The organism is Solimicrobium silvestre, assembly GCF_002976435.1.
Classification (GTDB): domain Bacteria; phylum Pseudomonadota; class Gammaproteobacteria; order Burkholderiales; family Burkholderiaceae_D; genus Solimicrobium; species Solimicrobium silvestre.
This window is the reverse complement of record NZ_PUGF01000030.1, coordinates 25864-38104: the sequence shown is the minus strand read 5'-3', so window position 1 is coordinate 38104 and position 12241 is coordinate 25864. Positions and strand designations below refer to the sequence as shown.

Sequence of the window (12241 nt, the reverse complement as noted above, 5' to 3'; positions counted from 1 at the left end):
TCGATTTACGGATTTTGTTAAGCGATTACTGGCCGTCATTGCAACCAGAAATGGCAGTATCAACAATTTCTTGCGCTTCTTTTAAGATTCGATCTAAATGATCTTGCCCTTGAAAACTTTCAGCATAAATTTTATAAATATCCTCCGTGCCAGATGGTCTTGCCGCAAACCAGCCATCAGCGGTAATGACTTTTACTCCGCCGATTGGCGCTGCATTACCAGGTGCTTCGGTAAGAATGCTGATAATTTTTTGCCCGGCCAGATCGGTTGAATGAATTTGCTGTGCCGATAGTTTAGAGAGATTTTTTTTCTGGATTGGAGTGGCAACTGCCTCTACGCGTTTAGCGACTGGATCACCAAACTTTTCCGTGAGATGTCGGTACTCTTCACCTGGATTACGTCCTTTTTTAGCTGTTATCTCTGCTGCCAGCAACGCTGACACAATCCCATCTTTATCCGTTGTCCAAGTACTGCCGTCCAGTCGCAGAAATGTGGCGCCGGCACTTTCTTCTCCGCCGAATCCAAGCGAGCCATTACTTAAGCCATCGACGAACCATTTGAAACCAACCGGTACTTCGTGCATTTTTCGACCCAATCCGACACAGACGTGATCAATCATTTGCGTGCTGACGATAGTTTTTCCTACTCCGGCAGTTGTTGACCATGCGGGGCGATACCTGAATAAGTAGTCGATAGCAACGCTCAGATAGTGGTTAGGTGGAAGCAAGCCTGATGTGGGCGTAACAATGCCGTGACGGTCATGATCTGTGTCGCAGGCGAAGGCAATATCGTAATGATTTTGCAAATGGATTAAACGCTGCATGGCATAACTCGACGAAGGATCCATGCGGATGCGGCCATCCCAATCAAGCGTCATAAAACGGAACGTAGGATCAACTTCTTCGCTGATTACCCTCAAATTTAATTTATATTGTTCTCCAATTCTGCCCCAATAATGCACACCAGCGCCGCCGAGCGGATCGATTCCAATGCGAAGATTTGCGTCACGAATTGCATCCAGATCGATGACTTGGGTGAGTTCATTTACGTACGAAGTCAGGTAATCAAAGTAGTGGGTAGTCGAAGCCTGTAACGCTTTGCTGTACGGCATGCGCTTGAGTTCGGACAGGCCTTTTTTTAAAAGTTCGTTGGCTCTTAATTCAATTGCATCGGTGACGGACGTATCCGCTGGCCCGCCATTGGGTGTGTTGTACTTAAACCCGCCATTATCAGGTGGGTTATGGGAGGGCGTAATTACGATGCCATCAGCAAAACCGAATTGGCGGCCACGGTTATACATCACAATGGCGAGTGAAACTGCTGGGGTAGGGGTGTACTCATCATGTTTTGCCAGCATCACATCGACGCCATTGGCCGCTAATACTTCCACTACACTGGCACTGGCTGGAATTGACAAAGCATGCGTATCAATGCCAAGAAATAGGGGGCCGGTAATATTGTGCTTGGCGCGATATTCACAAATAGCCTGGCTAATTGCGACGACATGCAATTCATTAAAACTGGTTTCCAGGGAAGACCCGCGATGACCGGATGTGCCGAATGCGACACATTGAGAAGGAACCGAAGGGTCAGGCACATTTGTATAGTATGCAGAGACAAGGCGGGGCACATTGACGAGCATGTCGATTGGGGCTGATTTCCCAGCAAGAGGGCTGATTATCATGCGAGCGCCTTTGCAGAAGTTGCATTACTCAATTTTTTGGGTTGACCGTTTTTGACAGAATGCGCATTTTCGAAAATATCAACCCACATCCGATACCGTTGAGCGATATGTGCGATGGCGACCTCCCTGCTGATTGTTTTCGATTCAAATTCTGCGATGGCATCCCAGAATGTCGTACGTCCCACTGCGAAGCCGATGAAACCGGGAACGGGTGCTGCAATTGCCAGCCATTCTGCAACCTTTTTTTCATCCGCGCCTCTTCCTAAAATGATGCAACTTACTTCATTTCTTCCATGGCGCCGTGCCGCATCGACTACTTTTTCGCAATTCTCTCGACTATCCAAACCTTCAACTTTCCAAATGCTAGGTTCTATACCGGCATCTTGCAGTGCGCAGATCGCTTGTACCATTAACATGGGACGGCATTTTCGATCATAGGCATTTTTATCTTCGTTATACCAACTCAATTGCGCTTTCGTTGCAGGCACGAGTAACTCAAACATTAAAGGTCGTTGAGTTGATTGACAATATTCGGATAATTTTAAAAGTCGAGCAACCTGACGCAGGTTAAGAGCCGCGTCACCTTCCGGGTTATAACGGACTAACACTTTCGCGAAGGTTGGTTTGAATAAGTCGATATGTGCTGGAAATGCTTTACCGTATTCAAATTCAAACTCATCAGTGCCGCTTTTCTCTACCGAAATTGCGCGGATACAAGTGCGTTTAATCGCATTTTGCAAAATTTCTGTACCGAATTGTTCATCGACGAGAATGCCTGCGCGTGATTTCAACTCGTCGCTATCTAATGCGGCCAAGAACCCTTCATAAATGAGCTGTTTACTAGCGACTATTTTTTTATGCTGCTCATTCGAAAGTGGCAACTGAAAATGAAACATGTCACGCACATAGGAATCGCGATGATCGAATGGAAGTAAATACAGTGGTTTTATATAGCCAGGTTTCATGTTAATTCCTTGCTATATTTTTTTAATCTTAACGTTGGCCTTGAGGGCGCTGTAGGTTCTGTCGGTATAGTTGGCGTAGGTTGTTGTTTCTCTGCTTCTCCATTCGCGAGCGTAACGCTTTTACTATTGATCATTGCCAGTAATTCATTCCATGATTTTGTGAATGAAGCGGTACCCTCAGTTTGTAATTGCCCTGCTAATAAATCAATATCAATCCCCGCTTTCATAAACAAGGCAATTTCTTGTTCTGCGTTGTCACCATCAACCGACATGGTGTGTCCGATTAAGCCATGATCGCCAAATGTGAGTAATGTCTTTTCCGGTAGGGTGTTGATGGTATTTGGTGAGGCTAATTCTTGTACATAAAAGGTGTCGGATATGGCTGAATCCTTGCTGCCCGTGCTGGCCCAAAGAAGTCGTTGTGTTTGCGCTCCGGCCTTCGCCAAATCGAGCCAGCGCGGTGAGTCTAATAAGTGTTGATATGCCCGATAGGTACGCTGCGCTATCGCTATACCTAGTTTATTATGCAGATCAGCAGGAACTTTATCTTTGACCGCTACATCCCACCGGCTGACAAATAAGGAAGCAACCGATGCTACTTTAGGGTTGAGTCCTGCGGCAATACGTCGTTCAATCGCACGCATATAGGCGGATCCTGCTTTCATATATTGCTCGCATGAAAACAATAAAGTTACGTTGACAGGTACCCCCGCGAAGATGACTTCTTCAATCGCGATGCAACCGGATGGTGTGCCTGGAATCTTGATAAAGAGGTTTTCCCGTTGAGCACTTTCATGAAGTCGTATTGCTTCGCTGATGGTAGCGTTGACATCATTTGCCAGCAGTGGCGATATTTCAAGTGAGACCCAGCCATCGACGCCCGATGTCGCTTTATGAATTGGGGCAAATAAATCAGCTGCCTGCCTTAAGTCTTCTATCGCCAGTTCAAAAAAAATTTCTGAATTGGTTTTTCCTTCTGTGGCTTTTTCCTTGATTTCTTCATCATAAAAATGACTATGTCGAATGGCTTGCTCGTAAATCGTTGGATTTGAAGTAAGGCCTGTGACGTTGTAATTATCGATGTAATTTTGCAAGGTGCCATTTTGTAAAAGTTCACGCGTGATGTTGTCAAGCCATACGCTTTGCCCAAGATCGTGTAATTGTTGAGTTGTGTTCATGGAATTCTATCTCCAAATAATGATGTAAATTTAGCTAGTCGGATTTCTCGATGTGACCGCCGAAGCCATGGCGCATCGCGGATAATAATTTGTCGGAAAAGTCAGCTGCGCCGCGTGAGCTAAAACGCTCAAACAAGGCGGCGCTGAGAATGGGTATAGGCACCGCTTCATCAATTGCGGCCATAATTGTCCATCGGCCTTCTCCGGAATCGGAGACACGGCCGGTATAGTTTTCGAGCTTTGGATCTTTAACGAGCGCGGCTGCAGTCAGATCAAGCAACCAGGAACCAATGACACTGCCACGACGCCACAACTCTGTAATTTCAGTTAAATCTAATTCATATTGATAGTGTTCAGGATTACGTAGCGGCGTAGTTTCGGCATCACTGTCAACTTTACTTTTGCCAATGTTCGCGTGATGTAAGATGTTCAATCCCTCGGCATAGGCGCCCATGATGCCGTACTCAATACCATTGTGTACCATCTTGACGAAATGACCTGCACCCTGTGGCCCGCAGTGTAAGTAACCATGATCCGCGGTACTGCTCCTGTTTGTTCGGCCAACGGTCAGGGGAGCCGCATCGACGCCGGGCGCAAGTGTTTCAAAGATTGGGGAGAGATGTTGAACAATCTCTTTTTCCCCGCCGATCATTAAACAATATCCGCGGTCTAATCCCGCAACCCCGCCGCTGGTACCGACATCCAGATAATGAATTTTGTGTAATTTCAATTCATTACCTCGTCGAATATCGTCGTGGTAATAGGAATTGCCGCCATCAATAATAATGTCACCACTGCTGAGTAAAGGAACTAGTGTTTTCAGACTTTCGTCCACGATCGCAGCGGGAACCATTAACCAAATGACGCGCGGTTGATCTAATTGACTGACCAAGTCACTAATCGATGTAGCGCCTGCCACGTTGTGATGAACAAGTGCTTGTATCGCGGAATCTTGTACGTCATAGACGATACAATTGTGATCACCATCCGCCAGGCGGCGAACCATGTTAGCGCCCATGCGGCCTAATCCGATCATTCCTATTTGCATAGTAAAACTCCTGAATAAACAAACACTGCGTTAAGTGGTTTAACCCGATTTCAATATAGCCAATGCTCTTTCACAGACATTTTCTACAGTAAATCCATACTTCAGCATCATTTCTTCCCCCGGTGCTGATGCACCGAAACAATCAACGGCAAGTACGTCGCCTTTCGTGCCGACATAGCGATGCCATCCCTGAGATATTCCGGCTTCTACAGCAAGTCTGGCGGTGACGGAAGGCGGTAGAACTTGGTTGCGGTAGTCCACATCTTGGGCATCAAACAGCTCCCAACTTGGCATTGAAACTATTCTGATTTTTAGCCCTTGCTTTACAAGCGCCTCTCGTGCAGCGACGATCAGCCCAACTTCGGAACCACTCGCAATGAGTATTAAATCGGGGTCGCCATTCGGCGCATCCGCTAATATATAAGCGCCATGTGATAGCCCCTCGGAGGAGGCGTATTGGATACGATCAAGCGTAGGCACATGCTGCCTGGTCAATATTAATGCGACCGGTTGTTTGGTCGATGTCAGTGCCATTCGCCAAGCTTCTGCCGTTTCATTGGCATCAGCTGGACGAATAACAATTAAGCGTGGAATTGCACGTAAGCTGGCTACTTGTTCGACGGGTTGGTGCGTTGATCCATCTTCGCCAACGGCAATGCTATCGTGCGTAAATATATAAATGACATGTAAGCCCATCAGTGCGGCAAGACGCATAGGTGGCCGCATGTAATCGGCAAAAACAAGAAAGGTTGCGCCAAATGGTGTAAATCCGCCATGCGCAGCTAATCCATTCATGATCGCCCCCATAGCGTGCTCACGTACTCCAAAATGCAGATTGCGTCCTGAGTAAGACCATCCACCACCGTTGGAGCCTTGGCGGTCTTCAGTACTAATGATGTTGCTGACGGATGGTTGAAAATCACCGAGGTTGGTCAGCGCCGTAAATGTGGAAGGGTCTAAGTCAGCTGAGCCGCCAATTAGCCCTGGTAATCGTCCTGCAATGGCATTCATTATTTTTCCGGAAGCGACTCTTGTTGATAAGCCCTTCACATCAGCTGGAAATTGAGGTAGCTCTACATCCCAGTCGATTGGAAGATTACCGGTCATTAATTGGCGTAATTCTGTAGCCAATTCTGGAAATTCTTGCTCGTAGCTAGCAAATGTGGTGCTCCATTGTGTTTCGGCTAGTTTCCCTCGATCAAGGGCAAATGAAAAATAAATTTGAGCGGAGTCAGGGATATAAAAGGGCGGTTCAATCGGCCAATTAAGATGCGCTTTAGTTAAACGAACTTCTTCCTCGCCAAGAGGTGAGCCATGTGCTGCGAAGGTATCTTGTTTATGCGGCGAACCGAAGCCGATATGTGTCCGTACCAATATTAATGACGGACGTAACGTTTCGGCTTTGGCTCGTCGTAATGCGTTTTCAATTGACATTAAATCGTTACCATCAACGACGGTTTGTGTATGCCATCCATACGCGTCGAAACGCTGTGCGCAATTTTCTGTGAAACTCATATCTGTTGCGGCGGATAAGGTGATGTGATTATCATCATAAAGGTAAATTAATTTACCTAATTGCAAATGCCCCGCCAGCGAAGCTGCTTCGGAAGCAATTCCTTCCATCAAATCGCCATCGCTCACGATGCCATAGGTATGGTGATCGATTACGCTAAGGCCGGGCTGGTTATAGCGCGCCGCCAAATTTGCTTCGGCTATCGCCATACCTACGCCGTTAGCAAATCCCTGTCCCAGTGGTCCGGTTGTCGTTTCGACGCCCGGAGTAACGCCGCGCTCCGGATGCCCGGGAGTGATGCTGCCCCATTGACGAAATTGTTTGATCTGGTCCAGCGGAACCGCATAACCCGTAAGATGCAATAAGCTATATAGCAAGGCAGAACCGTGTCCGGCAGATAAAACGAACCGATCGCGATTGAACCAATCCGGATTAGATGGGTTGTGTTTCAGGAAACGCGTCCATAAGACGTATGCCATTGAAGCTGCACCTAAAGGCAGACCTGGATGACCGCTATTTGCTTTTTGTACCGCGTCCACTGCAAGAAAACGTAGTGTATTGACACATAAATCGTCAAGCGATAAGGCTGGAGCCGTCGCCGGAACCGTAATATCTGGAGGCATGATGTTCCTAAGCTAGATAAAATTTTCTTTCAAATGAAAAGGGGCTGGTTCAGCATAGGCTCAGTGTCAGATTCAATCTGTTCGTTATCCCACTTAGTCGCTTTAATTAGTCAATTGAATAATTGCAGGCGCCTTATCATTTCGCATTTTTAAGAGGAAAATTGCGGATCCGTATCGTTAACCGCATCGCCATTTTTATTATTAACATTGATACGGCCAAAAGTACTTTCGATCGCTCTTCGTAGCTTATTAACAGCACCATGAATGGAATGATGCATGCTAATTGCATGGTCGCTTGCAATGATCGGTGGATGGCCTTCAATGCGCGCTTCCATGACACACTTATGCTCACCACCGCTATGTTTGTGATCATTGATCAGGCTAAGATGTATTTCGACACGTGAAATGCGCTCGCTGAATCGTTGCAAAGTTTCTGCCACTATCGTTTCAACATGCGCAACTAAGGGAGCATGGCTTTCCACTGTATTGTCTGTATTAAGTTGAATATGCATGATAGAAGTGTGAGACCTTAAATAGTGTTATGAAAAGGAGGCCGCCAGAATTTTTGGGGTAGCGGTTGTATAGCGGATACCTTATGTTGAGAGAAATCTGCTTTGATCTACAAGTTAGTTGAAAACGTAGCGTTAATCTGTACGTTACCCAACAGATCCCCCCATTTTATTGACGATGCAATTACAAATTGATCCCTGATTTTCCGCTATCCCATTTCCAATTCTGGATTTCCGGCATGTCTTCCCCGTACTGTTCAATATATGCTTTGTGATCCAGTAGTTTTCCACGTAAAAATTGCTTAGCATGTGCCGCTTTGGCTCCTAAACTAGGTACACGGTCAATGACGTCAATGGCTAAATGGAAGCGATCAAGATCGTTTAGTACAACCATGTCAAATGGTGTGGTTGTGGTACCGTTTTCTTTGTAGCCACGCACATGCAATTGATGATGGTTGGTACGTCGATAGGTAAGGCGATGAATTAATGTGGGGTAGCCATGGAATGCAAAAATAATTGGCTTATCTTTGGTGAATAAAACATCAAAATCTTGATCGCTTAACCCATGCGGATGCTCAATCTGCGGCTGCAACGCCATTAAATCAACGACATTAATAAAGCGAATTTTCAGATCAGGAAAATGCTCTCTAAGAATTTTTACAGCAGCCAGCGATTCGAGCGTCGGCACATCACCGCAACTGGCCATCACCACATCCGGCTCAATGCCTTCATCGTTGCTGGCCCAATCCCATATGCCGATTCCATTTGCGCAATGCTTCACTGCGGACGCCATATCAAGCCATTGCGGCTCAGGCTGTTTGCCGGCAATAATCACATTGATGTAATCGCGACTGCGTAAGCAATGATCAGTGACCGACAATAGCGTATTGGCATCCGGTGGTAGATAGACACGAACAACTTCAGATTTTTTGTTCACAACATGGTCGATGAACCCGGGATCCTGATGACTGAAACCATTGTGATCCTGTCGCCAAACGTGTGAAGAGAGCAGGTAGTTTAGTGATGCAATTGGACGACGCCATGGAATTTGATGTGCCATCTTTAACCACTTGGCATGTTGATTGAACATGGAATCAACAATATGAATGAATGCCTCATAGCAGGAAAAAAAGCCGTGCCTCCCTGTGAGCAAATACCCTTCGAGCCAACCTTCGCATTGATGTTCGCTCAACATTTCCATTACCCGGCCATCGTTGGCGACATGGTCATCGATGGCGATAATTCTTGCCGTTGAACAGCGGTCTGTTACGTCAAATACCGCGTTCCAGCGATTTGATGCTGTTTCATCCGGGCTGAAAAGTCTAAAATTATTTTCTACTGTATTCAGTTTCATCACATCACGCAAAAATTGCCCTTGTATGCGCGTCGCTTCCGCATCCACCACGCCGGGCTTTGGAACCTTAATTGCGTATTCGCGAAAATCGGGCAATATCAAATCACGTAGCAGCAAACCGCCATTGGAATGGGGATTGGCACCCATGCGGCGTTTCCCGCGCGGTGCTAATTCTGCTAACTCGGGTAACAGTCGGCCATTTTTGTCGAAGAGTTCTTCGGCGTGGTAACTCTTCAGCCATTGTTCGAGTATGGCAACGTGTTCAGGGTTATTTCTTAGTTCTGCAACCGGGACTTGATGCGCCCGAAACGTTCCTTCGACTGGTTTGCCGTCGACTATTTTTGGCCCAGTCCATCCTTTTGGTGAGTTCAAAATAATCATCGGCCAACGCGGTCGTACACTAAATCCATTTAAACGCGCATCGTCTTGTATGCGCTGAATTTCGGCTATCACAATATCAAGAGTAGCCGCCATTAACTGATGCATTTTTTCAGGATCATCCCCTTCAACAAAGTAGGGCGTATAACCATAGCCGCGAAATAGTTGCTCCAATTCCTCATGACTAATGCGCGCTAATACTGTCGGGCCGGCTATCTTGTAGCCATTTAAATGCAGAATCGGTAGCACAGCACCATCACGTACTGGGTTTAGGAATTTATTCGAATGCCAACTCGTCGCCATTGCTCCAGTCTCTGCTTCACCGTCACCGACGACACAGGCAACTAATAAATCGGGATTATCAAACGCGGCGCCATAAGCATGTGATAAGGAATAGCCAAGTTCTCCACCTTCATTGATTGAGCCCGGTGTTCCGGGGGCGACGTGACTGGGGATTCCTCCGGGAAAAGAAAATTGCGTAAACAATTTTTTTAACCCTGATTCATTTTGAAGAATGTTGGGATAAAGCTCGCTATAACTGCCTTCAAGATACGTATTGGCGACCAGCCCTGGCCCACCATGACCAGGGCCGGTGACATTAATGACGTTTAAATCATGCAGTTTAATAATGCGATTTAAATGCACATAAATAAAATTCAAGCCTGGAGTCGTTCCCCAGTGTCCTAATAATCGTGGTTTGATGTGCTCTAAGGTTAATGGTTTTTTGAGCAGCGGGTTATCCAGTAAATAGATTTGACCAACCGATAAATAATTGGCCGCTCGCCAATAAGCATTCATCTTTTTTAATTGAAGGGGGGAAAGTGCATCACGTGGTGGTGCTGTTGATTCAGAATGTTGATCCGTCATGATTATTCCTCGTAAATAATGGCGTGTGATGGAGCAATGCAGGAACATCGGTATTGATTAAATCAGCGATGTATTCGATAGACATGTCGGCCGCAGGATATGCAGCGATATTTGCTGGATCCAATGCGTAATGCCCTTGGCGTGGAAAAATTGTGGTCAAGCGATTGTGCCAAATTTTTTTCATCGCAGTCAAAATTTGTAACTTGTCATCCACCATGACGTAGTGATGTGATGGAAATCGTTGCTCGATATCTTCGAGCATTTTTTCTTTGTGTTGATAGATTAAGACTCTGCCTTCAACCGCATCCCATAACCCGGATCGTTGAATTTTACGCGGTTGAAAAATCATATCGCCGTCCGAGACAATGACGGTATTGCCCCATCGGAGCAAATGATTGAGTAAATCCAGAGCGCGTGGATATAAGCGCTCAGCAAATGGGTAATCAAGGAAGAATGAAGACAACATCAGTATGCGGGGATCTTCTTTTGACTCTGATCGGAATCGCTGTACGGCACCAAGGTAGTCGACATAGCCTAATTCCAGGCGTAAAGACTCGGCGATTGCCCAGTAGCGAAGGCGTCCTTCGTCGCCGAATACTTTGTAAAAATGACTGTCGATATCGGATATGATGCGGTCCCCATCCAGTAATGTATTGTCAACGTCGAGTAGAAATACTATTTTTTCTGGTGCGCTCATGGTGTCACTTTCTACAAAATTGGGTCATACCAGTGACCATCGGCAGCAATGAGTGTATTGGCTTGCTTTGGCCCCCAGCTACCTGGTTGATACGTATGCAAAGGACTATGCGTATCAAGAACCCCTTCAACGACCGACCATGCTGCTTCCACGGCATCTTCACGTGTGAATAGGGCAGCGTCACCCGTCATGGCGTCACTCAGTAAGCGTTCGTAAGGGGTTTCTGCTCCGTGTTGTTCATCCAGCAGAAATAATTCCTGCTGTTCGCCAACAAACTCTTTACCGGGCCGTTTGACGCGGGCAGCCAATGCGATAGCGGAATTGGGCGAAAGACGAAACCGTAGATAATTGGATCGACCGTGTGCAGAAATTGCGTCGTCAAATAGCATTTGCGGCGGTGGTTTTAGTTCGATCACGACTTCAGCTGCGGTTGTTGCAAGATATTTACCCGCACGCAAATACCAAGGCACACCTTGCCAACGCCACGAATCAATGTGCAAGCGCGCTGCACAAAATGTCTCTACCTTAGAGTTCTTTGCCACACCGGCTTCTTTTTTATAGCCGGAATATTGGCCGCGGACTATATCGTCTGGACGCAAGGGCCGCATTGCCTGAAACACTTTGGCTTTTTCATTTTGAACTGCACCAAAACCTTGAAACGCGGGTGGCTCCATCGCCAGCAACGCAACGATTTGGAATAAATGATTTTGAACGACGTCACGCAAGCAACCCGCGCTTTCATAAAAAGCACCGCGGCCTTTTACGCCGAATGATTCCCCCAGCGTTATCTGTACGCTTTTCACATAATTGCGGTTCCAGATTGGCTCCAGGAAGGAATTGGCAAAGCGAAAATAAAGAATATTCATAATCGCTTCTTTGCCTAGGTAGTGATCAATGCGGAAAATGGCTGCTTCAGGAAAAGCGGATAGCGCAATCCGGTTAAGTTCGCGTGCTGAAGCCAGATCACGTCCGAAAGGTTTTTCAACAATAACCCGTGCGCCATGCGCTAAACCTGAAGCAGCAAGCCCTTTAATTACGGTGGAAAAAAGGGCAGGGGGGATGGCGAGATAATGTGCCGGGCGGCGTGATTTCCCCAATATTTGTTTTAGCGCTTGGAAAGTATTCGGATCGTTATAATCGCCGCTTACATAACTTAATAATTCAAGAAGTCGGTTCAACGCAGGTTGATCATCAATTTTCCCTGCCTGTTTAAGGCTATCGATGACTTGCTTATGTAACTTGCTTATCGTCCACGGCGATGAGGCAACGCCAATTACCGGTACAGTGAGTACACCGCGTTTAACCATTGCATAGAGTGCCGGGAAAATCATCTTACGTGCCAAATCGCCGGTCACGCCGAAAATGACTAATGCATCCGCATGCCCTTTACCTGTGTTGGTCTTACTCATAGCCTCGACCCTCTTT

Annotated in this window: 9 protein-coding genes; all 9 read right to left on the bottom strand. The window is 46.5% G+C overall.

Features of this window, described 5'->3' with window-relative positions; all coding sequences use genetic code 11:
* Positions 1-25: 25 nt before the first annotated feature.
* Positions 26-1684, bottom strand: a complete 1659-nt coding sequence (gene pgm, locus S2091_RS21235; protein ID WP_105533976.1) for a phosphoglucomutase (alpha-D-glucose-1,6-bisphosphate-dependent) — start codon at positions 1682-1684, stop codon at positions 26-28.
* Positions 1681-2649 (bottom strand): 2-deoxy-5-keto-D-gluconate 6-phosphate aldolase domain-containing protein, encoded by a 969-nt coding sequence (locus tag S2091_RS21230; RefSeq protein WP_105533975.1) that lies wholly within the window; start codon positions 2647-2649, stop codon positions 1681-1683. Before S2091_RS21230 ends, pgm begins: the two co-directional genes overlap by 4 nt.
* Entirely contained in the window at positions 2646-3827 is a 1182-nt protein-coding gene (tal, locus tag S2091_RS21225; RefSeq protein WP_105533974.1) for a transaldolase, read from the bottom strand. The genes S2091_RS21230 and tal overlap by 4 nt, the downstream gene beginning before the upstream one ends.
* A 34-nt stretch (positions 3828-3861) precedes the next feature.
* A complete protein-coding gene (gene gnd / locus S2091_RS21220) occupies positions 3862-4875 on the bottom strand; it encodes a phosphogluconate dehydrogenase (NAD(+)-dependent, decarboxylating) (RefSeq protein WP_105533973.1) in 1014 nt (337 codons plus the stop codon).
* 39 nt (positions 4876-4914) lie between these two features.
* Positions 4915-7011: a transketolase gene (gene tkt / locus S2091_RS21215; protein WP_105533972.1), complete on the bottom strand. Its 2097-nt coding sequence runs from the start codon at positions 7009-7011 to the stop codon at positions 4915-4917.
* Between the two features lie 149 nt (positions 7012-7160).
* Complete coding sequence (locus tag S2091_RS21210) at positions 7161-7523, bottom strand: HPF/RaiA family ribosome-associated protein (RefSeq protein WP_105533971.1); 363 nt, start codon at positions 7521-7523, stop codon at positions 7161-7163.
* Positions 7524-7704: 181 nt separating this feature from the next.
* A complete protein-coding gene (locus S2091_RS21205; protein ID WP_105533970.1) occupies positions 7705-10119 on the bottom strand; it encodes a phosphoketolase family protein in 2415 nt (804 codons plus the stop codon).
* Entirely contained in the window at positions 10100-10816 is a 717-nt protein-coding gene (locus tag S2091_RS21200; RefSeq protein ID WP_105533969.1) for an HAD family hydrolase, read from the bottom strand. The genes S2091_RS21205 and S2091_RS21200 overlap by 20 nt, the downstream gene beginning before the upstream one ends.
* Before the next feature lie 11 nt (positions 10817-10827).
* Entirely contained in the window at positions 10828-12225 is a 1398-nt protein-coding gene (zwf, locus tag S2091_RS21195; RefSeq protein WP_105533968.1) for a glucose-6-phosphate dehydrogenase, read from the bottom strand.
* Positions 12226-12241 lie beyond the last annotated feature (16 nt).

What these genes read in the sequence shown, in the direction of transcription:
- tkt (WP_105533972.1), bottom strand. Translation starts at nt 7,011, where the DNA reads ATGCCTCCAGATATTACGGTTCCGGCGACGGCTCCAGCCTTATCGCTT.
- pgm (WP_105533976.1), bottom strand. Translation starts at nt 1,684, where the DNA reads ATGATAATCAGCCCTCTTGCTGGGAAATCAGCCCCAATCGACATGCTC.
- S2091_RS21205 (WP_105533970.1), bottom strand. Translation starts at nt 10,119, where the DNA reads ATGACGGATCAACATTCTGAATCAACAGCACCACCACGTGATGCACTT.
- tal (WP_105533974.1), bottom strand. Translation starts at nt 3,827, where the DNA reads ATGAACACAACTCAACAATTACACGATCTTGGGCAAAGCGTATGGCTT.
- S2091_RS21200 (WP_105533969.1), bottom strand. Translation starts at nt 10,816, where the DNA reads ATGAGCGCACCAGAAAAAATAGTATTTCTACTCGACGTTGACAATACA.
- zwf (WP_105533968.1), bottom strand. Translation starts at nt 12,225, where the DNA reads ATGAGTAAGACCAACACAGGTAAAGGGCATGCGGATGCATTAGTCATT.
- gnd (WP_105533973.1), bottom strand. Translation starts at nt 4,875, where the DNA reads ATGCAAATAGGAATGATCGGATTAGGCCGCATGGGCGCTAACATGGTT.
- S2091_RS21210 (WP_105533971.1), bottom strand. Translation starts at nt 7,523, where the DNA reads ATGCATATTCAACTTAATACAGACAATACAGTGGAAAGCCATGCTCCC.
- S2091_RS21230 (WP_105533975.1), bottom strand. Translation starts at nt 2,649, where the DNA reads ATGAAACCTGGCTATATAAAACCACTGTATTTACTTCCATTCGATCAT.